This window comes from Massilia sp. LXY-6 (assembly GCF_051233485.1).
In the GTDB taxonomy this organism is placed as follows: domain Bacteria; phylum Pseudomonadota; class Gammaproteobacteria; order Burkholderiales; family Burkholderiaceae_D; genus Telluria.
This window is the reverse complement of the sequence record NZ_JBKFGF010000021.1, coordinates 82606-107105: the sequence shown is the minus strand read 5'-3', so window position 1 is coordinate 107105 and position 24500 is coordinate 82606. Positions and strand designations below refer to the sequence as shown.

Here is a 24500-nt window from a genome sequence, read left to right as displayed (position 1 = left end):
ATGGAAACCCTACGATTCAATTTTTCAGGCGGCCAGCGCCGCATCGACGGCGTCCGCCTGGTCGGCGTGGTCGGTTCCGGCAACCTGGAGATCCTGATCGAGCGCCAGCCGTTGAACGGCGCCTGCGAGATCGAGATCAGCACCGCCGCGCACGGCTTCGGCCCGATCTGGGAAGCGGTGGTGCGCGACTTCCACCAGCGCTGGCAGCTGGCCGACGTGCGCGTGGCCATCAACGACATGGGCGCGACCCCGGCGGTGGTCAGCCTGCGGCTCGACCAGGCGGCCGAGTCGATCACCGGCTCGATCAGCGGATCAATCAGCGGAGAAGCGTCATGAGCAGCTACCAGGAAGCCACCGCGCGCCAGCGCATCGCCGGCATGCTGGACGCCGGCAGCTTCGACGAATTCCTGCCGCCGCAGATGCGCATCACGAGTCCGCACCTGCCGCAACTGGACGCCCCGGTCTCGTTCGACGACGGCGTCGCGGTCGGCCGCGGCAGCATCGACGGCCGTAAGGTCTTCATCGCCGCCCAGGAAGGCGCGTTCATGGGCGGCGCCGTCGGCGAAGTCCATGGCGCCAAGCTGGTCGGCATGCTGCGCCGCGCGGTCGACGCGAGTTTGAACGAGAAAGTCGACGCCGTGCTGCTGCTGTTGGAAACCGGCGGCGTGCGCCTGCACGAAGCGAATGCCGGCCTGATCGCGGTGTCGGAAGTGATGCGCGCCGTGCTCGACACGCGCGCCGCCGGTATCCCGGTGATCGCGCTGGTGGGCGGTTCCAACGGCTGCTTCGGCGGCGTGGGCATCGTGGCGCGCTGCACCAACGGCGTCGTCATCTCCGAAGAAAGCCGGCTGGCGATGTCCGGGCCGGAAGTCATCGAGACCGCCGGCGGCGTCGAGGAATTCGACGCGCGCGACCGCGCCCTGGTGTGGCGCGTCACCGGCGGCAAGCATCGCTACCTGCTCGGCGACGCCCAGGCCATCGTGGCCGACGACATCCAGAGCTTCCGCGTCGCTGCGCTGCAGCTGGCGGATGCGGCACGCGGCAGCGGCACCGGGCTCACGCTGGAGGCGCTGGAAGCCGAGCAGCGCATGCTCGGCAGCCGCCTCGAACGCTTCGGCGGTCTCGACGATCCGTTGGAGATCTGGGAAGAACTCGGCGTGGCCGAGCCGCAGTCGGTGCCCCTGCTGGAGATCGACGCATTCCGCGAACTGGCCGCGCGCCACCGTGAAGGAGCAGCATCATGAACTGGCACACCGTGGCGGACGCCCTGTTCCCGCAGGGCCACCGCATCGTCGAGCGCGACAACTTCCTCAACGGCGAAGCGCTGGTGGGTGGCCAGGCCGTGACCGTGATCGGCACCACCGGGCACACGCCAATCGGCGTCGAGATCGCGCTGGCGCAGGCCAAAGCCATCCTTGACACAGTCAGGCAGCACCCGGGCCGGCCGATCGTGATCCTGGTCGATACCGAAGGCCAGCGCCTGCGCCGGCGTGACGAAATGCTGGGCATTAACAGCTACATGGCCCATCTCGGCAAGTGCGTCGAACTGGCGCGGCTGCGCGGCCACCGCATCGTCGGGCTGGTGTACGACCAGGCGCTGTCCGGCGGCTTCATCACCAGCGGCTTGATCGCCGACGCCTGCTACGCGCTGCCCGACGCCACCATCCGCGTGATGGGCCTGCCGGCAATGGCGCGCATCACCAAGGTAGCTCTCGAAAGACTGGAACAGCTGGCCCAGGACAACCCGGTGTTCGCCCCCGGCGCCGAAAACTACCGGCGCATGGGCGGCGTGGCCGAGATCTGGCACGGCGACCTGGCGGCCGCCCTGGAGCGGGCCCTGGCCCAGGCGACATCCGACGATCGCCGCGCCGAACTCGGACTGGCGCGCGGCGGCCGCAAGCTGGCGCTCCCGGTGGCGCGCGCAGTCCGCACGGGATCCGATGTACAGGCGGCATGACCTGGTCTGGCTGACGCCGCAAGGCTGGGACAGGGCCTTGCGCAGCCTGAGCGGGGCGGCGCGCGAGCTGGCCCTGGACTGGCGCGCACGCGACCTGCCGGCCGTGGTGCGCCGGCTCGAGCCGGGCACGCCGCCGGCCCTGGTCTGCCTGGGCATCCCGGCACCGCCCGACCCGCACAACGGCCACAAGCGAAGGCTCGGCTTTGCCGCCGAACGCCGCCACATCGCCACGGTACATTCCCCACTGGCGCTGGCCGAAGCCCAGGCGCCGGCCGCCTGGCAGCCGGGCCTGGCCAACCTGGGCATCGCACTGCGCTCGGCGGGCGTGGACTGCAGGGTGTTCGGCTCGCTCGCGATGCAGACCCTGACCGGCGACCGCTATCTCGGCGCCGGCTCCGATATCGACCTTCTTCTGCGTCCCGCCAGCGCCGCCCAGCTCGACGCCGGCCTGGCGCTGGTGGCGCGTCATGCGCAAGGCCTGCCGCTGGACGGCGAAATCGAATTCCCGTCAGGGCATGCGGTCTCGTGGAAAGAGTGGCTGGGCACGGACGAGCAGGCGCAGGCACGGAATCACGGCGGCGCCGCCCGCGTGCTGGCCAAGCACCTCCACACGGTGGCGCTGCTGCAGCGTGACGCGCTACTCGGCCAGTTCGGCACGAACCAGGATCGTCATGGCTGAGTCCTGCCGGCTCTCTCGCGGCCGTCTTGCCGTCGACACCGCCGCGGCGAGCGTCATCGTCGCGCGCCATGCGGTGCGCAGCCTCTACCAGGAACTGGCGCTCTACCCCAAACCCGGACTGGTCTCGCTGGTCGACACCGGCAGCCACGACGACATGGATGCCTCGACCTTCGTGCGCAGCCTGTTTTCGCTGCGCCGCTACTTCCTCGACATCGCGCTGGCGGGCGCGCAAGGCAGCAAATTCGAGACGTTGCGCCTGCTCGGCATCGACGCGGAGCGGCGCATGCTGGCCGCTACCGGCGGCATCAACACGCACCGCGGCGCGATCTTCTCGCTGGGGATGCTGTGTGCGGCGGCTGGGCGCGCAGGTGCGTCCGACCTGCCCGACCGGCAGCCGGAGCGGCTGCGCGCGACCCTGCTGGACTGCTGGGGAGAAGCGCTGGCCGGCCATCGCGGCCCGGCCGCATCGAACGGTGCCCTGGTCCGCAAGCGCCACGCCGCCCCCGGTGCGCGCGAACAGGCGGCGGCGGGTTTCCCCGCCATCTTCGAACTGGCCCTGCCCACGCTGCGCCGCACGCTGGCGGCCAAGCGTGGCCTGCGCTGCGCCCGCATCGACACCCTGTTCACGCTGATGGCCGAACTGTCCGACACCAACGTCTACCATCGCGGCGGTGCGGCGGGGGCGCGCATCGTGCGCGACACATCCTTGCGCTTCCTGGCGCGCGGCGGCACCGCCGCGCCCGACTGGGAACAGCAAGCCGCGGCCGCGCACCGCCGCTTCGTCGCGCACCGCCTCTCTCCCGGCGGCGCGGCCGACCTGCTGGCCGCGGCCTGCTTCGTCCACGCCCTGAGCACGGAGCCGGGACCGCCATGACGATCCGCCTGGCCATCCTCTGCCCCGGACAGGGCGCGCAAGGCGCGGGCATGTTCGACCTGGCCGGCGCCGATCCTTCCGCGCTCGCCCGCGTCGAGGCCTGGCTGCGTGCCGCGGACGGTCCGGTGTCGAGCACCCCGTTGCGGGAGCTGCTTGGCCACCCGTCGGCCATGTTCGACAACCGCTGCGCGCAGCCGCTGGTGGTCGCCGCCACCCTGATGGCCTGGACCATGCTGGCCGAGCGCCTGCCGCGGCCGACGCTGGTGGCCGGCTACAGCGTCGGCGAAGTCAGCGCCTATGCCGTCGCCGGCGCCCTGCCGCTGGACGAGGCGGTCGCCCTCGCCGCGCGGCGCGCCGCGATCATGAGCGAAGCCGCGGCACGCAGCGGCGAACAGGGCATGGCGGCGGTGTCCGGCATCGCGTTCGAGGCTGCCCGCGTCCTGGTGGCGCAAGCCGGCTGCGAACCGGCCATCGACACGCCGGGGGCCTTGGTGGCTGGCGGGCTGCGCGAGAACCTCGACCGGCTGGCCGCGCTCGCGCCGCAGGCCGGTGCGAGCTACAAACCCCTGCCGATCACGGTCGCCTCGCATACGGGCCTGCTCGCCGCCGCGGCCGATCCGCTGCGCAGCCTGCTGCAGGCCCACGCCGCCGCCCCGTCCCTGCCTTTGTTGGCGGGCGTGAGCGCATCGGCGGTGCACGATGCTGCCCAGGCGGCCGAGCTGCTGGCCCGGCAGACGACCACCACGATCCGCTGGACCGACTGCCTGGACGCGATCGCGGAAGCCCGCATCGACGTCGCCCTGGAGCTCGGCCCAGGCAACGCCCTGACGCGCATGCTGCGCGAGCGGCACCCTGGCATCGCCTGCCGCTCGGTGGCGGATTTCCGCAGCGTGAAGGGGATCGTGGCCTGGATCCGGGCGCAGGACGCCTAACCGGCGTCGCGTCCTTCTCCGGCACCGGACCTGCCGGTCCTCGGTCTGCACCCGAGCCGTCAACCGATGGTGACGATAATTTTGCCGCAATGCCCATTGGCGCGCATACGGGGCTCCGCCATGGCGGCTCTCACCGCCCCCTAGTCATGGTCGACCTGGAGCGCTTCGAGGAAGCGCGACACCAGGTTGTACGCACCGATCGTTGCAGTCAGTTCTACCAGTTCACGCTCATCGAAGTGCCGGCGAACCGCCCCGAACACGGCCTCGGGCACCCGCACGTTGCGCGTCATCGCCTCGCTGTAGGCCAGCGCTGCACGCTCGACGGGGTCGAAGGCGTCCGTCTGCCCCCCGCGCAAGGCCTGGAGCTGCGCCAGGCTGAAGCCCTCTTTCAACGCAAACGGCGTGTGCGCGCGATATTCGTACTCGGCGCCGTTGAGGACGGCGACATTCATGATCACCAGTTCGCGGATACGGCCGGACAGAAGGCACTGCTGGCGTACCGCGGTCAGGAAGGCCAGCCAGCCCGTGGCGATAGGTGGACTGTGCAGCAACATCTCGTACAGCTTCAGGACGTGTCCGCGCTCCTCGACGATGCGCTCCACGATGGGGGCGATCGCCGGATCGCGGATATCGGCATAGGGGATTCTTGCCATGTCGTACTCTCCTTTATAAGTGTCAAGGGCCGGTGGCAGCGGTCAGGCCGCCGTCGACCACGATTTCCTGCGCGGTAACATAACGGCTCTCATCGCTTGCCAGGAACAGCACAGCATGCGCAACGTCCCACGCGTCGCCCATTCGCCCCATCGGAACCTGCCGATGCCGGCGCTCGACGAAAGCGTCGACATCGCCGTTCGCATATTTTTCCGCCAGACGCTGGACCAGTGGCGTGTGCATCAGGCCAGGCACGACACAGTTGAGGCGGATTCCGCGCCCGGCATACAAGACGGCGGTGGTACGGGTCAGTTGCATCAGCGCGGCCTTGCCGGCGGCATAGGCTACCTGAGGCTTGCCGACATACCGCAAGCCCGCGACCGATGAGATGTTCACGACCGCGCCCGCGCCCTGGCGCTCCATGATCGGCAAGATTGACCTGCATGTCAGGAAGGCCGACTTCACGTTGACGTCCATCTGCTCATCCCAGGTCTGCTCCGTCAGTTCGGCGGGACCGCCCGGCTCGGACCGGCCGACATTGTTGATGAGGATGTCAATGCGGCCGAAACGCGCCATGCATGCCTCGACCATGTCCTTCACTTGCGCCGCGTCGGTGACATCGGCAACGTGCGCGTGCGCCAGGCCGCCTTCGGCCCCGATCACGGTGCAGGTCGCTTCGGCTGCCTCACGATCCAGATCGACGCCAAAGACAACGGCGCCCTGCCTTGCGAGCAATACCGCGATCGCCTTGCCGTTGCCCCACCCTGCCCCGCGCACGCCGCAGCCCGTCACCAGGGCGATTTTTCCCTCCAGTCGCCGGAGTGGATGGCGCAATGGCTCTTCCAGTGGCGCGATCTGGCTCATGCGTCTTCCGCCACCGGATCATCCTCGTCACGCAATATCTGCATGGCCTTTCTCAACGCGCGTTGGTAGCGCGCCTGCTCACGCTCGATCGAGGCCTCGTCCCACTCGTAGAATCCGCGCCGGTTCGCACTCTTGACGCCGAAGTCGCCGTTCTTGACGAGCTTGAGCATCAAGGCACTGGGCTCGGTGTTCTGATGCAGGTACGGGTAGATGCCCGCCGCCGCCGCGCAATGGATATCGACACCGGCAAGGTCCTTCTGCAGCAAGGGCCCGGCGGCGATGTAGCGGAAGCCGAAGCCGTAACGCACGGCCAGGTCGACATCCTCGGCGCTGGCGAAGCCCTCGTCCACCAGCGCGATCGCCTCGCGCATCATCGCGTGCTGGATACGGTTGGCCAGGAATCCGGGCACATCGCGCTTGACCTGCACCGGCTTCTTGCGCACCGAGCGCATGATGCCGCTGACCGTCTGCGCCACCGATTCGTCCACGACCTCGCTGCGCACCACCTCGACCGCCGGTACCCAGTGCGCCGGCATGAAGAAGTGCAGACCGAGCATGCGCTGGCGGGTCGAACATCCTTCGCCGATCCTGCTGATGGCAATCCCCGACGAGTTGCTGGTGAGCGGAACGTGCGGCGGCGCCAGCGTATCGAGCTGGCGGAAGACCTGCTGCTTGACGCCCAGTTCCTCGGGTGCGCACTCGATCACCAGCGCGACGTCGGACCAGTCGATCGCCGCGATCTCGGCAAGCGCACCGACGCTGCCGCCTTCACGGTGGACGCCGATCGATCGGGCTGCGGCGGCCACCGCCTGCGGCACGCGCGCCCGCACCTCCGGCGACGGGTCCACTACCTGGGCATCCCAGCCGCCCGCATAGAAAATCGCAGCGATGTCGCTGCCCATGGTGCCTCCGCCGATCACGACGACTGAATGTTGTGGTTTCAATTTGCATCCTATCGATATCAAGTTGCTGGGTTGACCCGGCGCTGCCTATCACAACCCGGGCATCGAAAAGTCTTGGGCCTGCAAGGCTGCCAACAGGTCCATGTTTTGCTGCTCGGTCAGCCTGACCAGGGGCGGCCGTACCGCCGCGAAGCGGGCGTCGCCGGAAAAATGCGCGACCGCGGCCTTCAGCGCGGGAATCATCGGGAATTTCATGAACGCTTCGCGCAGGGCGTCAAGCCGGGCCTGCTGGGCGTCGGCATCCGGCTGCTGCCAGGTCCGGAACAGGTGCGTGATCGGGCCCGGATTGACATTGCCGGTCGCCGTAATGCAGCCGGCGCCGCCGGCGCGCATCGTGGCCAGCAGGAAGGTCTCGCTGCCGGCAAACACGTCGAAGCCCTGCGGCTGAAAACGCTCCAGCATCGCCCGGGTGTTGGACCAGTCGCCGGAACTGTCCTTCACGCCGGCGATCACGTTCGGGTAGGCGCGCAGCAATCGCTCGATCAGCGCGAGGCTGATCGGCACCTGCGACACCTGCGGAATGTGGTAAAGGTAGATCCGCAGGCGCGCATCGCCGACACGTTCGATGACTTCGGCGTAGTTGGCGAACAGTCCGTCATCCGAAACGCCCTTGTAGAAGAATGGCGGCAGCATCAGCACGCCGCCCACCCCGTGCGCGACCGCGTGGCGGGTCAGGGCCACGCTGTCGTCCAGCGCGCAGCAACCGGTGCCGGGCATCATGCGCCCGGCCGGAATGCCGGCATCGGAGAGTGCGTCGAGCAGGTCCATCCGTTCGGCCACCGATTGCGAATTGGCCTCGGAATTGGTGCCGAACACCGCCAGCCCGACGTCCTGCGCGAGCAGCCAGCGGCAGTGCCGGACCAGCATCGCAGCGCTCTGGCGCGGATCGTCGGCACGCGGCGTGATCACCGGGGAGAAGACGCCGCGCAGGCGGGCCGGGAACGCGGCGGGACGATCGGGCGGAATGCCGACGGTGCGGACTCCGACCGTCACGATGCGCGCATCGCTGGTGGTATCGCTGGCTTGCTGGTGCATTGCATTTCTCCGTTGACGGACGACGGCCTCCCGCCCCGTTTCGACAATATTATTAATAATTTGCGCGGGCAAAAAAATAGCGCTTCAGCTCATGATGCCGATCTGCCAGGGCACGAATTCGTTGTCGCCCAGGCCCAGCAGTTCGCTTCTCGAGCGTGCGCCTGAAGCCGTCTCGAGCATGAGGTCGAAGATGCGCTGGCCCATGTCCTGCAGTGTGCAGGTACCGTCGAGGATCTCGCCGCAGTTGATGTCCATGTCTTCTTCAAGACGGCGGAACATGGGGGTGTTGGTTGCCAGCTTGATACTCGGCACGGGCTTGGCGCCGAACATCGAGCCGCGCCCAGTGGTGAACGCAATCAGGTTGGCACCGCCGGCGATCTGGCCGGTCGCCGACACCGGATCGAAGCCCGGGGTGTCCATGAACACCAGGCCCCTGGCGGTGACGGGTTCGGCGTATTTGTAGACCTCCATCAAGGGCCCGGTGCCGCCCTTCATCGACGAACCCAGCGATTTCTCGAAGATGTTGGCCAGGCCGCCGACCTGGTTGCCGGGACTGACGTTGCCGTTGATCTGCACGTCGCGCCCGACCGAATAGTCTTCCTTCCACCAGCGCACCCGCTCGACCAGTTTCTCGCCGATTTCGCGGCTGGCGGCACGCCGCGTCAGCGTATGTTCGACCCCATAGATTTCAGGCGTTTCCGAAAGAATCGCGGTCCCGCCATGGCGCACCAGCAGGTCGACCGCGGCTCCCAGGGCCGGGTTCGCGGTGATCGACGAGAAGCCGTCCGAGCCGCCGCATTGCAGGCCGACCGTCAGGTGGCTGGCCGATACCTGCGTGCGCGTCACCTCGTTCGCGGCGGGCAGCATCTCCATGATGGCGGCGACCCCCGCTTCGATCGTCTTGCGTGTGCCGCCGGTTTCCTGCATGACGAAGGTGCGCAGCGTGGGGCCGCTGTGCAGTTGTTCGTCCTCCATCAGGCCGCGCAGCTGGTTGCGCTCGCAGCCCAGCCCGACCACGAGCACGCCTGCCAGGTTCGGGTGGCGCGCGTAGCCCGCCATCGTGCGCCTGAGCAAAGCCATCGGCTCGCCCGTCATTTCCATGCCACAGCCGATCGAGTGGGTGAAAGCCACCACGCCATCGATGTTGGGCCAGGCGCTCAGGCGTTCGGGCGTGAACCAGTCGGCGATCTTGCGCGCCACCGTGGCGGAACAATTGACTGTGGCTAGGATACCAATGTAGTTACGGGTCGCTACCCTGCCGTCGGCCCGGACGATGCCCTGGAAGGTGGCGCGTTGCGACGCCTCGACCGGCTCCACCGCACGGTATTCGCTGGCGTGCGCATAATCCCGGTCGAACTCGCGGAAATCCATATTGTGGTTGTGCACCATGGTGCCCGGCTCGATGTCCGCGCTGGCGAATCCGATCACGACGTTGTACTTGCGCACGGGATCGCCCTTCAGAATGCGGGTGGCGGCGATCTTGTAGCCGGCCGGTACCTGGCTGCGCGAGACGATGTTCTCGCCGTCGACCGGTGTGCCGATGCCGACATCGACCCGTGCCACCACGATATTGTCGTTCGAATGGAGACGGATGATCGGTCCGGTGACGCGTTTTTCGGAAGTTTCTATCATTGGCGGTTCCCTGTTCTCGAGCGTGTCAATTGGATGGGCGATGGAAGTGGTCTAGGCCGCGACGGCGGCCTTCACCGGCGTGAGCGCATGGCCCTCGTCGAAGAAGCGATGCAGGTTGTCGAGCGCCAGGCGGGTCATGGCCTGGCGCGTCTCGACGGTGGCACTGCCGACATGCGGGGCCAGCACGACGTTGTCCAGATCGAAGAAGCGCGGATCGATGTCCGGCTCGCCGTCGAACACGTCGAGCGCCGCGCCCGCGATGGCGCCACGCGCCAGCGCCCCGATCAGCTCGTCCTCGTGGACGACCGAGCCACGCGCGATGTTGACCAGGTAACCGTTCGGGCCGAGGGCGTCGAGAACGGCCGCATCGACCAGGTGTTCGGTCGCCCTGCCGCCCGGCGCACACAGGATCAGGACATCGCTGTCGCGCGCCAGGCGCCGCAGGTCGGGTTCGAAACGCCATGCGAGATGCTGGTCCGCGCGGCCGAAATACGCTAGCGTGACGCCGAACGGTTCGAGGCGCCTGGCAACTTCCTTGCCGATGCGCCCAAGCCCGACGATGCCTACCCGCTTGCCGGCCAGGCTGACGGCGAGCGGAAAGGCTCCCTGGCGCCAGGCACCGCTGCGGACGAAGCGGTCGCCCTGCGGAATGCGGCGCAGCAATGCGAACAACAGGCCGACGCACAGCTCGGCGACGGCGTCGTTCAGCACCTCGGGCGTGTTCGTCACGGTCACGCCGCGCCGCGCCGCCAGTTCGAGTGGAATGAGGTCGTAGCCGACGCCGCAGGTTGCGATGATGCCCAGGCTGGGCAGGCTGGCGACGACTTCGGGCGGCACCACGCAGTTACTGCGCGTGATAATGCCGCGCACCGAAGTGCGCAATGCCTCGTTCCCGTTGACGTCCTCCAGGCTGTGACAGCGAAATTCGGTGTCGATCATGTCCTGGGCAAGCTGAGGGAACTTGCCGATCAGGAGAAGGTCATGCATCGTGAGCTCGCTTTCGTACAAGGGTCAGTTTTTCGCTGTCCGCACCGGCAGGCGCGTCACCTCGGCCCGTTCGGCCAGGTGCGCCAGGCGCCGGTGCTTCTCGATATAGGCGTCGCGCGATGGCAGCAGGTGGTCGCTGCACAGCGCCACGAGGCGCTCCCGATCGCATGCGCGCAGCGCCGCGATCATCGCGTGGTGATCGCGGCGGGCTTTTTCGAGCGTTTCCGGCACCACCATCGACAGCGAACGGATGACGTGGGCGCGCTGCGCCGCCAGTTCGATCATTTCGGTGAGCGTGGCATTGTCGGACAAGGCGAAAAGCGCCTTGTGGAAAGCGATATTCATGCGAAACGCCAGCTGCAGGTTGCCGTCGCGCACGGCCTCGTCATGCTGCTGCTGGATGGCTTCCAGCGCGTCCAGTTTCTCCGGTGGCACGGGCAGTGCGATCTGGCGCGCACCGCTGGTTTCCAGGATGTCGCGTACCACGTACAAGTCCAGCACTTCCTTCGCGCTGTACGACTTGACCAGCGCGCCGATGTTCTTCTTGCGCTCGACCAGCCCCATCTGCTCCAGCTCAACCAGTACCTGACGCACGACGTGCCGCTTGAGGCCGAAGCGTGCACGCAACTCGTCCTCGACCAGCCGTTCGCGCGGGTGCATGTAGCCGAACGCGATGTCTTCCTCGAGCGTTTGCACCGCCATGCGCACTTGGGACTCGTTATCGAGGTCGTGCGCGACGGTCGCGTCAGGTTGGAGAGTATTTTTCATGCTATTCAATTTCCAGTCATACGGTAGCGATGCCTCGGCGTTACCCGCATGGCCGCCCTGGCGGCCGCGGGTCGGGACATTTAATTACCATTCAGTTTGTGAACCTCCGGAAAGAACATCTCTTTCCAGTCCTTGGGCGCACGCTGGATGTAACCGGCGTGCTCAAAATAATTCGCCATTTTCATGGTGTTGGACGGCGTTTTCGAAAAGACCATATCGGGACCCTCGAGGATTTTCACCAGCTCGGGCAAGGGCGTCTTGTCCTTGGTATTGGCCAGATAAACAGTGGCGGCGGCGGTCTTGTCCCTGGCGATCAGCTCGAGTGCTTCGTCCAGCGCGGCATTCATCGCCTGCACGACTTTCGGGTTTTGGTCGTGGAATTTTACCGAGCCAAAAACGATCGCGATCGACATCGGCCCGCCAAGCACCTCGTTGGAGGTCAGGATCTTGCGCGTGCCAGGCTGCTTCAATTCCATTTCAGCATAGGGAGACATCGTGAAATGGCTGGTGATTTGTGCGCTCTTGTTTTGCATCGCGATCACGCCGTCCGGGTGCCCCATCGACACCGTCTGGGCGTTGATGCGGGCCCGACCGGCGACGCCCATCAGCTTTTCGGCTTCCATCTGCAGCACGATCGCCTGGCTCGACAGCTTGACGGTCGGCACCGCAATGCGGTCGTCGGGGCCGAAGTCGGCCACGGTCTTGACGTTCGGATTGCGCGTTACCAGCACCAGCGGAATGGCGCCGACGCCGGCATACCCCTTCATTGCGCCCTGGGTTTTCGACCACAGCAGGATCAGGTTGGTGGTGCCCGCTACCGCCATGTCGATATTTCCCGAGATCAGGGAATCGTTGAAGCTGGCACCCGAGTTGAACATGCGCCAGGAAACATTCAGGTCATTGATGCCCATGGCCGCCGCATGTTTTTCGATCAGCTTTTTCTGCTCCATGATGATCGTCGGCAGATACGTCAGGCCGGGCTGCTTGGCAATGCGCAGGTCGACTGCCTGGGCCGGCAGCGCGGCGGCGATCGACAAGGTGCACAGCGTGGCGGCCAGTTTCTTGGTGAATCCATTCATTCTCGTCTCCTGTGGCGCCTGTCCGGCACCTGTTTATGGTTGAGTGAGGCGGACTTACGCTTCGTTCACTTCAGTTCAATTCAGCATTCCCCACTTGCGCAAGGTACGGGTTTCGATGGTGCGGAAAATCAGATTTTCGACGATCAGCCCAATGAAAATTACCGAAAACAACCCGGCAAACACGTTCGGGATATCCATCAGGTTCTTGTTTTCGTAGATGAACCAGCCGAGCCCGCCCTGGCCGGAGCTGACGCCAAAGATCAGTTCGGCGGCGATGAGGGTACGCCAGGCAAATGCCCAGCCCACCTTCAGGCCGATCAGGATGCTGGGGAAGGCGGCCGGGATCAGGATCTTGCCCACATAGGAGAAACCGCGCAGGCCGTAGTTGCGGCCGACCATGCGCAGCGTATTCGACACCGAGGTGAAGCCCGTGTGCGTATTCAGCGCAACCGCCCACAAGACCGAGTGGATCAGGACAAAGACCAGGCTCTGCGTCCCCAGGCCGAACCAGACCATCGCCATCGGCAGGACGGCGATCGACGGCAGCGGGTTGAACATCGCGGTGAGCGTTTCGAGCAGGTCGGTGCCGATCCGCGAGTTGATGGCGATGACGGTGAACAGTCCGGCCAGGGCAATACCGGCCGCGTAACCCGTCAGCAGCACCTTGATTGAAGTCCAGGTCTTGACGATCAGGCTACCCGACAGCAGGCCTTGGGCGAACGCCTCCATCGTCGAGGAGAAAGTCGGGAACATCAGCGGATTGCCGACCGAGCGCGCATAGCATTCCCACACCAGCGCCAGCACGACCAGGATCACGCCCTTGCGCAGCGCGCCGATCTGGTACACCGCTTCCCATGGTGAGAGTTTCTTCTGGATGACGCCGAACTCCGACGCCGATACGATTTCGTGGATCACTTCATGACTGCGCACAGTGTGCTCCGACCTCATGGAATCAAGCATGGGACACCTCGGCCGCGGTTTCCGGGGAGAACAACATATTGTGGATACGGCTTTCCAGCACGCGCGCCTGGTCAGTCAGGAGCTGGTCGCGCTCTACACTGCTGAGTTCGGCCCGCACTTGGCCCGGGTGCGGCGTCAGCAGCAGGATCCGGTTGCCGACCTTGATGGCTTCTTCGATCGAGTGGGTGACGAACAGCACGGTGAACTTGGTGTCGTCCCACAGGTCGAGCAGCTCGTCCTGCATCTTGCGGCGGGTGAGCGCGTCGAGGGCCGCGAAGGGTTCGTCCATCAGCAGGATGTCCGGCTCCATCGCCATGCCGCGCGCGATCGCAACACGCTGTTTCATGCCACCCGACAAGGTATGCGGATAGTTGTCGGCGAACTTGGCCAGCCCCACCTTCTCGATGTACTGCATCGCCTTGTCGCGTGCTGCGGCGCCCTTCTGCCGGCCCGAGGTCTCGAGGGCAAACATGACATTTTCCTTGACCGTCTTCCAGGGCAGCAATTGATCGAATTCCTGGAATACCATCATCCGGTCCGGCCCCGGGCCGCGCACCGGGGTGCCTTTCAGGCGGATTTCGCCTTCGGTCGGCGCCAGGTAGCCGCCAACTGCCTTGAGCAGCGTCGACTTGCCGCAGCCCGATGAGCCGAGCAGCACGAAACGGTCGGATTTGAGCACCTTGAAATTCACCCGGTAGGTCGCGGTGATGAGGTGGTCGCGGGTCTTGTACTGCAGTGTCACTCCATGTACATCGAGCAACGGTATCGAAGCATCTTCGAGCATGCTGTCTCCTGTTTTACATGTTCTGATTAGTCAAGAATAAACCCAAAAAACGACTTAGTCACGAATTATTGATAATAATGTCGGAAATATGTTTAACGACGAAAGCGGGCCGTATGCGCGTGTTGCAGCCCCGCCGCATGCGCGGTCGGGGTGCTTGTCACGCGGATTCAGGCGCAAGCGGAAGGTTTATTTCGCGAATACCTGGCTGAGATCGGCGAACGCCTTGAATTCCAGGGCGTTTCCTGATGGGTCGAGAAAAAACATGGTGGCCTGTTCGCCCGGCTCGCCCTGGAAACGAATGTAGGGCTCGATGACGAATTCGATGTTGGCCTTGCGCAGCCGGTCGGCCAAGGCTTCCCATTCGGCCAAGGAGATGATTGCGCCGAAATGGCGTACCGGCACTTCGTGGCCGTCGACTGCACTGGTCGCCTTGTGGCCGCATTCGTCGGGCGCCAGGTGGGCAACGAGCTGGTGGCCGTAGAAGTCGAAGTCGACCCAGTGGGCCGCACTGCGGCCTTCGGGGCATCCGATCAAGCCGCCATAGAACTGGCGGGCTTCGGCAATATCGCGCACGGGAAAAGCGAGGTGGAACAAGGCAGTGGTCGTCATGTCGGCTCGGCGGGAAAGGATTGCGCATCGGCGGATGCGGGGCGATCGGTGGAAGCGGTGCCTGGCGCCGGGGCCGCGCGCAGGAAATCAAAGTCGACGCCGCGGTCGGCCTGGGTCACGCTATTCAGGAACAGCCGGCGGTAGCCGCGCGCCGCGCTCGGCCGGGTCGCAGGCTGTTCGCGCGCGCGCTGCGCCAGTTCGTCGGCGGACACCAGCAGGCTGATCTCGCGCGCCTTCACGGACAGGCGGATGCGGTCCCCGTTGCGCACGTAGGCCAGGGGGCCGCCGATCGCCGCTTCCGGCGTTACGTGCAGCACGATGGTGCCGGCGGCGGTGCCGCTCATGCGCCCGTCGGATACCCGCACCATGTCCTTGACGCCAGCGCGCGCGAGCTTCTTCGGAATCGGGATATAGCCGGCTTCCGGCATGCTGGCGCCGGTCGGGCCGATTTGCTTAAGCACCAGCACGTCGTCGGCACGCACGTCGAGCGCCTCATCGTCGATGCGTCGCACCAGATCGTCGATGTTCTCGAACACGACGGCGCGCCCCTCATGCTCCATGAGCGCGGGATTGGCTGCCGACTGCTTGATGATGGCGCCGCCGGGCGCGAGGTTACCGCGCAGGACCGCGATGCCGCCCTGCGGGTAGATCGGGTCCGCGAGCGGACGCACCACCGCCTGGGCAAAGCCGGGACCGGCGCGGTCGAGCTCTTCGCCGAGCGTGCGCCCGGTGACCGTGAGCACGTCGAGGTGCAGCAAAGGGCGCAGCTCCCGCAACAATGCCTGCATGCCGCCGGCATCGTGGAAATCTTGCATGTAGTACTGGCCCGACGGCTTCAGGTCGATCAGCACCGGCGTCTCACGCCCCAGCGCGTCGAGCCGGTCGAGCGAGAGATCGATGCCGAGGCGGCCGGCCACCGCGGTCAGGTGAATGATGCCATTGGTCGAGCCGCCGATTGCGAGCAGCACCCGCACGGCGTTGTCGAAGGCCTTGGCGGTCATGATCTTGTCGGGGGTCAGGCCGGAGCGGGCCATTGCCACCGCGGTCGCGCCGGTCTGCTCGGCAACCCGGATACGGTCGGCGGTGACGGCGGGCGGCGCGGCGCCGCCGGGCACCATCATACCCAGCGCTTCGGCAACGCAGGCCATCGTGCTGGCGGTGCCCATCACCGAACACGTGCCGACGCTGGCGACGAGCTGGTTGTTGACCTCGGCGATCTGTTCGCCGTCGATTTCCTCGGCCCGGTACCTGCCCCAGAAACGGCGGCAGTCGGTACAGGCCCCTACCCGCTCGCCACGGTGCGATCCGGTCAGCATCGCACCGGTGACCAACTGGATCGCCGGAATGCCGGCCGACGCCGCCCCCATCAACTGGGCCGGCACTGTCTTGTCGCAGCCTCCGATCAGGATCACGGCATCCATCGGCTGGGCCCTGATCATTTCCTCGGTATCCATGGACATCAGGTTACGCAGGTACATCGAGGTGGGCGACGCGAAACTTTCGTGGATCGAGATAGTCGGAAAATCCATCGGCAGGCCGCCCGCCAGCATTACCCCGCGCTTGACCGCCTCGACCAGCTGCGGCATGTTTCCATGACAGGGATTGAAGGCGCTGCCGGTATTGGCAATGCCGATGACCGGACGATCCAGCGCGCTGTCGCTATATCCGGCCCCCTTGATGAATGCCTTGCGCAGGAAAAGCGAAAAACCACTGTCGCCATAACTGGTGAGTCCTTTGCGTAAGCCACTCTCTCCCAGTTCCATGCTCTCGTTCGAATCGTCGGTATCACCCATTCGCGCCGTCCCTTATTATTGATAATATTTTCAATAAGAGTATGCCAGCGACTGCTTGAGTGCAAGCTTTATTCAAGACATTTTGTTATCGGTCTTTGCGATATAACGTGCTCATAGAACAACATTCGTTGCCACTATTAAGGCTTTTTCAGCTCCCCTTGCGCACGACTTCCCTCCGTTCCGTATCAATTCCTCGACTTGCGCGACCGGTCCCGCACACGAATTCGCTTGTCATCATATTTACATCTTGGATTGTTACTGTGCTCAGCCGATGGCACCCGCCCATCGGTCCGCCGGCTATCCGCTGGTCATCATCGTCACAAAGGAATACAGTGAAGTCTTCCATTATCGCCCGCGCAATCCGCACCGCCTACGCCAGTGGCGCCGCCCTGGCCGCCATCGCCGCCTCACCTCTGCACGCACAGGAAACACCCGCCGCGGCCGATGCCGCGCGCCCCGACGTCGTCGTTGTTACCGGCACGGCAGCCAAGCACACCAAGGTCAAAGCCAGCTATTCGATTACGACCATCGACGAAGAGCGCTTGCGCATGCAAGCCCCGACCTCGGTCACCGAGGCCATGAAATCGGTGCCCGGCTTCTGGGTCGAGTCTTCCGGCGGCGAAGCGTCGGGCAACATCCGTGCACGCGGCATTCCGGTCGACGGCTTTGGCTCGGTCACGCTGCTCGAAGACGGCATCCCGGTCCAGCATGATCCCTCGCTCGGCTACCTGAACGCGGACCAGGCATTCCGGCTCGACGAAACCATCGACCGCATCGAAGTGGTGCGCGGCGGACCGTCCGCCGTCTTTTACACCAATGCGCCGGCCGGCGCGATCAACTTCCTGTCGCGCGAAATCGGCGACACGCCGAATGGCCTGCTCAAATACACGATGAGCAACCGCGGCCAACGCCGGGTCGACTTCTGGTACGCCACGCCGCTGGCCGACGGCTGGGGGATCGGCGCCGGTGGCTTCTACCGCGTCGACAACGGCGTACGCAGCCCGGGCTACCGCACCAACGACGGTGGCCAGGTGCGTCTCAAGCTGGTCAAGGACGTCGACCATGGCCGCATCACGATCGATGCCAAGCACCTCGACGACAAGGTGGCCTTGTTCCTGGCGATCCCGATGCGCACCTATGGCGATGGTGAAATCCGCGCGCTGCCCGGCTTCGACGGCAACTACGGCACGGTCGCGGGACCCGACACCCGCGTGGTCGACATGAAGATGGGCGACGGCGGCACCTACCACTTCGACAATACCGAAGGCACGCATGTGCGCCGCGATCAGCTCAGCCTGAACCTGGACAAGCAGCTTGGCAATGACTGGAAGCTCAACGAATCGCTGCGCTATTCCAGCACCCATACCCAGCGCAACGGCGTATTCGCCAACCAGCTGCAGAGCGTCTCGGCCTTCCTCGCGCAGTCGGCCGGCCTGCTGCCGCGCGTGCCGGGCGCGACCGCTCTGTCGCTGCAGTATGCGAACAAACCGGGTACGTTCTACGTTGACCAGAACGGCCTGATGATCGTCGGCGGCCTGCGTGCCGTGACGATGCCGCTCGACGAAGTGATCAACGACACCCGCCTGTCGCGCCGCTTCGTACTTGGCGGGGCGAACCACGACCTCACCGCCGGCTACTATTTCGCACGTTTCAACCAGCGCTTCAAGCGCTACTCGTCGTCGGTGCTGCTGGGCGCGCAAAGCCAGGCGCCGCTGCTGGATCTGGTGGGCAGCGGCGCCACCGGCAAGCGCCTCGGCACCGTCACCGAACACGGCATCTACAACGATGGCTACGAATGGGAAAACGCCCACGGCACCTCGAAGACCCACGCGCTGTATCTGGCCGACGAGTGGCAAGTGACGGCCCCGCTGCGCCTGGACGGCGGCGTGCGTTGGGAGCGCGTGAACACCGCAGGCGAGACGGAACGTCCGACCTACGTCGACCTTGGCACGTTTGCGAGCTCGAAAATCCGCACCGGCAGCGGCGTGTTCGACAGCTATGACTACAGCTTCGACAAGGCGGGCTGGACGCTGGGCGCGAACTACCAGCTGGCGAAGAACGCCGGCGTGTTCGGCCGCTGGACCAAGGCGTTCCGCCTGCCCAACCTGAGTTCCTACATCACCAGCCCGGGCGCCAAGCCGATCATCCAGACGATGGACCTGGCCGAAGCGGGGTACAAGTACAAGAGTGGCATGGTGGAGCTGTACCCGACCCTGTTCTACTCGAAATACGATAACGTCGCTTACACCAACTACATGTTCAGCCTGAACAATGCCAGCGCGGCGCCACAGACCGGCTACGCCTCGACCCGCACCTATGGCCTCGAGCTCGAAGGCACGCTGCGCCCGGCGAGCTGGGGGGACCTCGGCTTCAACATGACGCTGCAGGATCCGCAGTACCGCAACCTGAGCTATACCGACAAGGTGAACAACCAGCCCGTGTTGCGCGACTTTAGCGGCAACCGGCTGGTGCGCGTGCCGAAGGTCAGCTACCGGCTGGTGCCGGGCCTGAACCTGCTGGGCGATGCGCTGCGGCTGCAGCTGTCGTACGAATACGAAGGCATGCGCTTTGTCGACTCGGCCAATTCGGTGCGCCTGCCGGCCTACCGCGTGCTGAACTTCTCCTCGCGCTACCAGTTCACGCCGCGCCTGTCGGGCTTCCTGTACGTTGACAATATCAACAATTCGCAAGGCCTGACGGAAGGCAACCCGCGCGCCGGCGAGCTGCAAAACGCCGACGCCGGCGCCAACACCTTCCTTGCCCGCCCGGTCCTTGGCCGCACCGTGCGCGTGGCAGTCAAGTACGACTTCTGATCCCAGCCCTGCGGCGGACGGCCCGGCCGCGGCCGTCCGCCACTTCATTCGAGGCCCCATGCGCTTGTTTTTCCTGATCCCCCTGCTGCTGGCGTGCGCCGGCAGCGCCATCGCGGCTGACACCGCAGCCCCCGACCTTGTGCTGCACGGCAGCCTTTCCGGTGCGGACCACCAGACCTACCGCAAGGTGCCGTTCACGGTCCCTGCCGGCGTGCAGCGCATCACGATCGAATTCGATTACACCGGGCGCGAGCAGCGCAGCGTGATCGACCTCGGCCTGCTTGGCCCTGGCGGTGAACTGCGCGGCTGGAGCGGCGGCAACAAAAGCGTGTTGACGATCAGTAGCACCGACGCCACCCCTTCCTACCAGCCGACGCCACCCGCAGCCGGCCAGTGGGCGCTGCTGCTCGGCATTCCCAATATGCGTCCCAACGGGCACGCCGACTACACGGCGAAGGTCTACTTCTCGCACGGCCTGGCGGCGGCCGACGAACCGGCGCTGCTGCGCGCGCCGCTGCGCACCGGCGCCGCGTGGTACCGCGGCGACCTGCACATGCACACCGGGCATAGCGACGGCAGCTGCGCGACCGCGAGCGGCAAGGGGAGCGCGCCGTGCCCCCTGTTCCTGACTGCAGTGGCCGCGCGTGCGCGCAAGCTCGACTTCATCGCCATCACCGAGCACAACACCGTCTCGCATGCGAATGCGATCCGCGAACTACAGCCGTACTTCGACGACCTGCTCCTGATGCCGGGCCGCGAAGTGACGACCTTCTTCGGCCACGCCAACCTGTTCGGCACCCTCGCCCCGCTCGACTTCCGGATCGGCACAGGCACCGGACGCGACGCGAACACCTTGTTGCGCGACGCCGCCGCCTTGCACGGACTGGTCTCGATCAACCATCCGGTGCGGCCGTCGGGCGAACAATGCATGGGCTGCGGATGGGAGCAGCCCACCGACATGCGCCTGGTGCAGGCGATCGAGGCGGTCAACGGCGGCGACGCCGACACGCGATGGTCGGGCATCCCGTTCTGGACCAGCCAGCTGCGGCACGGCCTGCGCATCACGGCGATCGGCGGCAGCGACAACCACCATGCCGACCGTTCCGAGGGGCCGCCGGGGGCGCCGACCACCGTCGTGTACGCGCGCGCGCTGTCGCAGCTGGCCGTTCTGGAGGCGATCCGCGCCGGCCACGTGTTCGTCGACGTCGCCGGCAGCGCGGACCGGCTGCTGGAGCTGAGCGCGCAGGCCGGCGAGGAGCGCGCGATGATGGGCGACGCCCTGGCCGCGCCCGCCGGCATGCCGGTCCGGTTCGACGTGCATGTTGCGCATGCGGCGGGTGCCCGAATCGAGGTGTTGGTCGACGGCACGCCGGCGGCGCTTCTGGCGCAGGCCGGGGTCGGGAGCGAGGATTGGCATCGCGGTTTCGCATGGCGCAGCGACGGCAATCCGCACTGGCTGCGCGTCGAGGTGCGCGACGGGCAGGGCAAGCTGCTCCTGCTGGGTAATCCGATCTACATGAACAGACGGTAATACGGCAAACGCAAACCCGGCCGCGCTTGTCATGCCGATGTCACACCGCGGCGGCATCATCGCCGCCAAGTTTGTAACGCATGAAACGATGCAGACTTTTTGCGTTCGACTCTCTCATCTTTTCGATTTCCAGGGGATAAGCCAGTGAAATTACCTTACGCCTTGATCGTGCCTTTCGCAGCAAGCGCGTTGCTTGCCGCGTGCGGCAGCGACTCTCCCAGCAGGAACAGCGGCGATTCCGGCACGCCCGCCGCACCGCAGCCTACGCGGACCATCGTCATGGTCTGGGATGGCTTGCGGCCGGATTCGGTCAACGCGGCCGACACACCGAACCTGTACGCGCTGCGCCAGGCCGGCGTGAACTTCAGCGACAACCACTCGACCTATCCGACCTTCACGATGATGAACGCGTCGTCGTTCGCCACCGGGTCCTTCCCCAAGACCAGCGGCTTCTACGGCAACACGTTCTGGACGCCGCCGCAGGGTAGCGCCAGCACCATCCCGGCCGGCAACTCCGCCAGCGGTTCCAGCCAGGATTACCAGGATCCGGTCTTTACCGAGGACTACCAGGTCCTGACCACGCTGAACAACTACTACGGCGGCCAGCTGCTGCTGGTGAAGAGCCTGTTCGCTACCGCCCAAGGCGCCGCCCTGACCACGGCCGTGATCGGCAAGTCGGGGGCCGCCTATATCCAGGATCTCGGCAAGGGCGGCTACTTCCTCGACGAAAACACGGTCAAGCCACGCAGCCTGGCGGCCGAGCTGCAGAGCCAGGGCATTGCGCTGCCTGCCAACATCGTCAAGGATTACTCGGGCACCGACGCGGTCACCCTCGCCGCCAACAACGGCAACCCGACCGCGCGTGCCGGCTACATCACCTTCAACACCACTGCCTACGACCCCAACGGCCAGCTGGCGATCGCGGCGCGCGACTCGGGCGACACGACCCAAGGCGCGCCGGAGGATGCTGCCAACAAGTACATGATGTCGGTGTTCACCCAGTACATCCTGCCGCAGAAGAAGCCGATGCTGTCGCTGATCTGGTTCCGCACCCCCGACAACGTCGAGCACGGCTATGGCCCGGGCAGCGCCAACATGAAGGCAGGCCTGCGCTCGCAGGATGCGCGCCTTGGCGAACTGATGGCGGGCCTGCGCGCCAACGGCATGGACAAATCGACCAACATCGTCATCGTTTCCGACCATGGCCACTCGAGCGTGTCGGGCCCCTTGAACCTGTATCCGCTGCGCGCGATCACGGCGTCCGCTACGCCGCCGAATGGCACACCGGTGAATGGCGCGACCAGCGGCACCAGCGCCGCGACCCTTGGCGCGCTCGATCCGAACGGTTATTCGTTCTCCGGCGATGTGCGTTCCGCCGACCTGCTGACCTACCGCGGTTTCAATGCCTATGATGGCTCGGGCTGCTCGACGAGCGCCATGTATGGCCTCGGCGCATCCGGCACGCCGACTGTTCCGGTCAAGGTCGACGCCACGGGCAGTCTTTGTGGGACGGCGAACGCCAAGTACCAGGCCATCAGCGCATCGTTGCCGAAGCCGGTGGCCAGCTTCAAGGTTCCGGCACCGGGCAGCCTGCCGGCCAACGGCATCGTGGTCGCGGCAAACGGCGGATCGGATTACTTCTATGTACCAAGCCACGACCCGGCGACGATCAGGAACCTGGTCAAGACCCTGCAGCAACGTGAGGAGTACGGTGCGATCTTCGTCGACAGCCGCTACGGTGCGATTCCAGGCACGCTGTCGCTGGCCCAGGTGAATCTCGAGAACGCGAACCGCCAGGGCAACGGTCAGCCCGACGTGGTCGTGTCTTTCAACTGGGACTACAACACGTCGGTCCAGGGAATGCCTGGCATCGAGTTCGAAAGCGTCGGCGGCCAGCGCGGCATGCATGGCAGCTTCGGCATCTCGGACGTGCACAACACCCTGATCGCCAGCGGCCCGTCGTTCCTGGGCGCGAAGATCGTCTCCACGCCTTCAAGCAACGTCGACGTGGCGCCCACCGTCGCCTACCTGCTCGGGCTGTCCATGCCGCAAGCCGATGGCCGTGTGCTGAACGAAGCGTTGAGCGTGCCGTCGAACGCGACGGCCCCGACCGTGCTCGCATCGACCGTCACCCCGGGCGGCACCGCCACCGGCCTGTCGTTCGAGCTGCCGACCGATCCGACTGGAACGACCAAGGACACGGCACTGGCCGCGGGCACTTACAGCATCGAGCTGGGGGTGAAGGACCTGACCGTGAACGGCAAGACCTATCGTTACTTTGATTACGCAAAGGCGGTACGCAAGTAAGCCGCCGACACAAGCTGGAGTCTGATTTGAAATTTGCCCATCCCCGTAAGCAGGGGCGGCAGAATCTGCGGTTTGCCGTGCTCTGCGCGGCAGCCGCAGTTTTCTTTCCCGCCCAAGCCAAGGACCTGACGTTCGAGCAGGCATTCCATACCAAGGGCGAGCCAGATGCCACCCATTTCGAAGCGACCTATGTGTCGCACGGCGCCACCCATCAAGTCGAGGTGTGGCGCGACGGCGAACGCCGGATCAAGCGCCGCACCGACGATGCGGCCGAAACCTACGCGCTGCGCAAGTCTGGCGTACCGGATTTTCATCTGTCCGCGCTCGACCTGAAAAGAAAGATTCGTACTGACATCGACCGCGACAACTTGTACCGCATCGGGAGCTTTGCCGACTGGTTCGACCTCGGGCATGGATTGCGCCATCCGGTGGGCGAGTACCGGCTGGTCGCGGCCAGCGCGCCGGCCGGTAGCGAAAAACCGGTCGAACCTTGCACATGGTATGAGTTGACTCAACCCGGGCGCTTTACCCGTTTATGCTGGAGTGCGAGGAGCAGCCTGCCGATGCTGATCCAGACCGAGAACGGGCATACCATCTGGCGTGTGACCAAAGTGGACCACAAGCCGATCGCGGCAACGGTGTTCCAGATTCAAGACGCCGGATTCATCCGCACCGACGCGAACCAGGATATCGAGCGGGATTGACCTGGGCTGAACGGCGGCGTCGCGCCGCTTCGACCGCCTTCAGCCGCCGCATTAGTGTGTTGGACGAAAACTGCGCCACGCAGCGTGAACGGAATCGTGGCCTGGATCCGAGCGCAGGCTTGATGCGATAAACAACCGGATCGGCTAGAACTGATGCCGCAGGCCGAGCATCACGCCCTTCCGGGTGGCATGGCCTAGCCCGGTGACGGGTCCGGTTCCGCATGATGGGCGGATGGCGCGAGGATGGCAGCCTGGCCGGGGTGGTGCTCGCCATGACACCTCGAGCACCGCCTATTTCGGGTTGAAGGCCATGCACCATCCGTCCGCGCTGACCGGGCCGGCCACCACGTTGCAGGTGCCGAGCGCCTGTCCCTGCGCCGGCGGATTGAAGGCCGTGCACATCGCGCAGCGTTTGCCCTCGTTCGGATGGTCCTGGTAGTGGAAATCCTCTTTCGATGCCGTCCCGGCCCGCGCCGCGCCGCCGCTCCCCAGCACCATGACGGCCACCGGGAAGCACACTGCCTGCTTCAGCAGACGGCGGCGCGCCCGTTCATGCCGGTCCATGTCGTTCCGCTTCAT

General features: G+C 65.6%; 24 protein-coding genes. 10 read left to right on the top strand and 14 right to left on the bottom strand.

Features of this window, described 5'->3' with window-relative positions; translation table 11 throughout:
- The 6 genes from mdcC to ACI48D_RS10850 are packed head-to-tail and all read left to right on the top strand — an operon-like array spanning window position 1 to window position 4442.
- Window positions 1-336 (top strand): malonate decarboxylase acyl carrier protein, encoded by a 336-nt coding sequence (gene mdcC / locus ACI48D_RS10875; protein ID WP_435571229.1) that lies wholly within the window; start codon window positions 1-3, stop codon window positions 334-336.
- Window positions 333-1244 (top strand): biotin-independent malonate decarboxylase subunit beta, encoded by a 912-nt coding sequence (locus ACI48D_RS10870; protein ID WP_435571228.1) that lies wholly within the window; start codon window positions 333-335, stop codon window positions 1242-1244. The genes mdcC and ACI48D_RS10870 overlap by 4 nt, the downstream gene beginning before the upstream one ends.
- Window positions 1241-1957 carry a biotin-independent malonate decarboxylase subunit gamma gene (mdcE, locus tag ACI48D_RS10865; RefSeq protein ID WP_435571227.1) on the top strand — a complete coding sequence of 239 codons (717 nt, stop codon included), beginning with the start codon at window positions 1241-1243 and terminating at the stop codon, window positions 1955-1957. The genes ACI48D_RS10870 and mdcE overlap by 4 nt, the downstream gene beginning before the upstream one ends.
- On the top strand, window positions 1941-2636 hold the full coding sequence (gene mdcG / locus ACI48D_RS10860; RefSeq protein ID WP_435571226.1) for a malonate decarboxylase holo-[acyl-carrier-protein] synthase: 696 nt from the start codon (window positions 1941-1943) through the stop codon (window positions 2634-2636). The genes mdcE and mdcG overlap by 17 nt, the downstream gene beginning before the upstream one ends.
- Window positions 2629-3510 (top strand): triphosphoribosyl-dephospho-CoA synthase MdcB, encoded by an 882-nt coding sequence (gene mdcB, locus ACI48D_RS10855; RefSeq protein ID WP_435571225.1) that lies wholly within the window; start codon window positions 2629-2631, stop codon window positions 3508-3510. Before mdcG ends, mdcB begins: the two co-directional genes overlap by 8 nt.
- Window positions 3507-4442, top strand: coding sequence for an ACP S-malonyltransferase (locus tag ACI48D_RS10850; RefSeq protein WP_435571224.1), 936 nt, complete (start codon window positions 3507-3509; stop codon window positions 4440-4442). Before mdcB ends, ACI48D_RS10850 begins: the two co-directional genes overlap by 4 nt.
- A 140-nt stretch (window positions 4443-4582) precedes the next feature.
- Here the strand turns inward: ACI48D_RS10850 and ACI48D_RS10845 are convergent, their stop codons facing one another.
- From ACI48D_RS10845 to ACI48D_RS10790, 12 genes are all read right to left on the bottom strand, one after another.
- The gene (locus ACI48D_RS10845; RefSeq protein WP_435571223.1) at window positions 4583-5095 is read right to left on the bottom strand and encodes a carboxymuconolactone decarboxylase family protein; all 513 of its coding nucleotides are present in this window, start codon (window positions 5093-5095) and stop codon (window positions 4583-4585) included.
- A 22-nt stretch (window positions 5096-5117) separates the two neighbouring features.
- Window positions 5118-5957, bottom strand: a complete 840-nt coding sequence (locus tag ACI48D_RS10840) for an SDR family NAD(P)-dependent oxidoreductase (protein ID WP_435571222.1) — start codon at window positions 5955-5957, stop codon at window positions 5118-5120.
- Window positions 5954-6901, bottom strand: coding sequence for a 3-hydroxyacyl-CoA dehydrogenase NAD-binding domain-containing protein (locus ACI48D_RS10835; RefSeq protein ID WP_435571221.1), 948 nt, complete (start codon window positions 6899-6901; stop codon window positions 5954-5956). Before ACI48D_RS10835 ends, ACI48D_RS10840 begins: the two co-directional genes overlap by 4 nt.
- Window positions 6902-6949: 48 nt before the next feature.
- Complete coding sequence (locus ACI48D_RS10830) at window positions 6950-7954, bottom strand: dihydrodipicolinate synthase family protein (RefSeq protein ID WP_435571220.1); 1005 nt, start codon at window positions 7952-7954, stop codon at window positions 6950-6952.
- A gap of 84 nt (window positions 7955-8038) precedes the next feature.
- Entirely contained in the window at window positions 8039-9586 is a 1548-nt protein-coding gene (locus ACI48D_RS10825; RefSeq protein ID WP_435571219.1) for a UxaA family hydrolase, read from the bottom strand.
- 51 nt (window positions 9587-9637) lie between these two features.
- Window positions 9638-10573 (bottom strand): 2-hydroxyacid dehydrogenase, encoded by a 936-nt coding sequence (locus ACI48D_RS10820; RefSeq protein WP_435571218.1) that lies wholly within the window; start codon window positions 10571-10573, stop codon window positions 9638-9640.
- Window positions 10574-10597: 24 nt separating this feature from the next.
- Window positions 10598-11341, bottom strand: coding sequence for a GntR family transcriptional regulator (locus tag ACI48D_RS10815; protein WP_435571217.1), 744 nt, complete (start codon window positions 11339-11341; stop codon window positions 10598-10600).
- 80 nt (window positions 11342-11421) lie between these two features.
- Window positions 11422-12378, bottom strand: coding sequence for an ABC transporter substrate-binding protein (locus ACI48D_RS10810; protein WP_435571216.1), 957 nt, complete (start codon window positions 12376-12378; stop codon window positions 11422-11424).
- A gap of 117 nt (window positions 12379-12495) precedes the next feature.
- Complete coding sequence (locus ACI48D_RS10805) at window positions 12496-13368, bottom strand: ABC transporter permease (protein WP_435571325.1); 873 nt, start codon at window positions 13366-13368, stop codon at window positions 12496-12498.
- A gap of 4 nt (window positions 13369-13372) precedes the next feature.
- A complete protein-coding gene (locus tag ACI48D_RS10800) occupies window positions 13373-14164 on the bottom strand; it encodes an ABC transporter ATP-binding protein (RefSeq protein WP_435571215.1) in 792 nt (263 codons plus the stop codon).
- 186 nt (window positions 14165-14350) lie between these two features.
- Window positions 14351-14773 (bottom strand): VOC family protein, encoded by a 423-nt coding sequence (locus ACI48D_RS10795; protein ID WP_435571214.1) that lies wholly within the window; start codon window positions 14771-14773, stop codon window positions 14351-14353.
- Window positions 14770-16566, bottom strand: a complete 1797-nt coding sequence (locus ACI48D_RS10790) for an IlvD/Edd family dehydratase (RefSeq protein ID WP_435571213.1) — start codon at window positions 16564-16566, stop codon at window positions 14770-14772. The genes ACI48D_RS10795 and ACI48D_RS10790 overlap by 4 nt, the downstream gene beginning before the upstream one ends.
- Before the next feature lie 332 nt (window positions 16567-16898).
- Between ACI48D_RS10790 and ACI48D_RS10785 the strand changes: the two genes are divergently transcribed.
- On the top strand, window positions 16899-19379 hold the full coding sequence (locus ACI48D_RS10785) for a TonB-dependent receptor (RefSeq protein ID WP_435571212.1): 2481 nt from the start codon (window positions 16899-16901) through the stop codon (window positions 19377-19379).
- Window positions 19380-19437: 58 nt separating this feature from the next.
- Window positions 19438-20910, top strand: coding sequence for a CehA/McbA family metallohydrolase (locus ACI48D_RS10780; protein WP_435571211.1), 1473 nt, complete (start codon window positions 19438-19440; stop codon window positions 20908-20910).
- 155 nt (window positions 20911-21065) lie between these two features.
- On the opposite strand, the gene ACI48D_RS10775 is transcribed toward ACI48D_RS10780, so the two are convergent.
- Window positions 21066-21191: a hypothetical protein gene (locus ACI48D_RS10775; protein WP_435571210.1), complete on the bottom strand. Its 126-nt coding sequence runs from the start codon at window positions 21189-21191 to the stop codon at window positions 21066-21068.
- Between ACI48D_RS10775 and ACI48D_RS10770 the strand changes: the two genes are divergently transcribed.
- Both ACI48D_RS10770 and ACI48D_RS10765 read left to right on the top strand, forming a co-directional pair.
- Entirely contained in the window at window positions 21190-23217 is a 2028-nt protein-coding gene (locus tag ACI48D_RS10770) for an alkaline phosphatase family protein (protein ID WP_435571209.1), read from the top strand. The two genes, ACI48D_RS10775 and ACI48D_RS10770, sit on opposite strands and share 2 nt — an antisense overlap.
- Before the next feature lie 26 nt (window positions 23218-23243).
- Complete coding sequence (locus ACI48D_RS10765) at window positions 23244-23921, top strand: hypothetical protein (RefSeq protein ID WP_435571208.1); 678 nt, start codon at window positions 23244-23246, stop codon at window positions 23919-23921.
- A gap of 291 nt (window positions 23922-24212) precedes the next feature.
- Here ACI48D_RS10765 and ACI48D_RS10760 read toward each other — a convergent pair whose 3' ends face one another.
- Window positions 24213-24500, bottom strand: coding sequence for a high-potential iron-sulfur protein (locus ACI48D_RS10760; RefSeq protein WP_435571207.1), 288 nt, complete (start codon window positions 24498-24500; stop codon window positions 24213-24215).

Coding starts and splice junctions, on each gene's coding strand:
- mdcB (WP_435571225.1), top strand. CDS start 2,629: ATGGCTGAGTCCTGCCGGCTCTCTCGCGGCCGTCTTGCCGTCGACACC.
- ACI48D_RS10850 (WP_435571224.1), top strand. CDS start 3,507: ATGACGATCCGCCTGGCCATCCTCTGCCCCGGACAGGGCGCGCAAGGC.
- ACI48D_RS10815 (WP_435571217.1), bottom strand. CDS start 11,341: ATGAAAAATACTCTCCAACCTGACGCGACCGTCGCGCACGACCTCGAT.
- ACI48D_RS10800 (WP_435571215.1), bottom strand. CDS start 14,164: ATGCTCGAAGATGCTTCGATACCGTTGCTCGATGTACATGGAGTGACA.
- ACI48D_RS10840 (WP_435571222.1), bottom strand. CDS start 5,957: ATGAGCCAGATCGCGCCACTGGAAGAGCCATTGCGCCATCCACTCCGG.
- ACI48D_RS10845 (WP_435571223.1), bottom strand. CDS start 5,095: ATGGCAAGAATCCCCTATGCCGATATCCGCGATCCGGCGATCGCCCCC.
- mdcC (WP_435571229.1), top strand. CDS start 1: ATGGAAACCCTACGATTCAATTTTTCAGGCGGCCAGCGCCGCATCGAC.
- mdcG (WP_435571226.1), top strand. CDS start 1,941: ATGTACAGGCGGCATGACCTGGTCTGGCTGACGCCGCAAGGCTGGGAC.
- ACI48D_RS10870 (WP_435571228.1), top strand. CDS start 333: ATGAGCAGCTACCAGGAAGCCACCGCGCGCCAGCGCATCGCCGGCATG.
- ACI48D_RS10760 (WP_435571207.1), bottom strand. CDS start 24,500: ATGAAGCGGAACGACATGGACCGGCATGAACGGGCGCGCCGCCGTCTG.
- mdcE (WP_435571227.1), top strand. CDS start 1,241: ATGAACTGGCACACCGTGGCGGACGCCCTGTTCCCGCAGGGCCACCGC.
- ACI48D_RS10825 (WP_435571219.1), bottom strand. CDS start 9,586: ATGATAGAAACTTCCGAAAAACGCGTCACCGGACCGATCATCCGTCTC.
- ACI48D_RS10820 (WP_435571218.1), bottom strand. CDS start 10,573: ATGCATGACCTTCTCCTGATCGGCAAGTTCCCTCAGCTTGCCCAGGAC.
- ACI48D_RS10795 (WP_435571214.1), bottom strand. CDS start 14,773: ATGACGACCACTGCCTTGTTCCACCTCGCTTTTCCCGTGCGCGATATT.
- ACI48D_RS10830 (WP_435571220.1), bottom strand. CDS start 7,954: ATGCACCAGCAAGCCAGCGATACCACCAGCGATGCGCGCATCGTGACG.
- ACI48D_RS10770 (WP_435571209.1), top strand. CDS start 21,190: ATGGTCTGGGATGGCTTGCGGCCGGATTCGGTCAACGCGGCCGACACA.
- ACI48D_RS10805 (WP_435571325.1), bottom strand. CDS start 13,368: ATGAGGTCGGAGCACACTGTGCGCAGTCATGAAGTGATCCACGAAATC.
- ACI48D_RS10780 (WP_435571211.1), top strand. CDS start 19,438: ATGCGCTTGTTTTTCCTGATCCCCCTGCTGCTGGCGTGCGCCGGCAGC.
- ACI48D_RS10775 (WP_435571210.1), bottom strand. CDS start 21,191: ATGACGATGGTCCGCGTAGGCTGCGGTGCGGCGGGCGTGCCGGAATCG.
- ACI48D_RS10790 (WP_435571213.1), bottom strand. CDS start 16,566: ATGGGTGATACCGACGATTCGAACGAGAGCATGGAACTGGGAGAGAGT.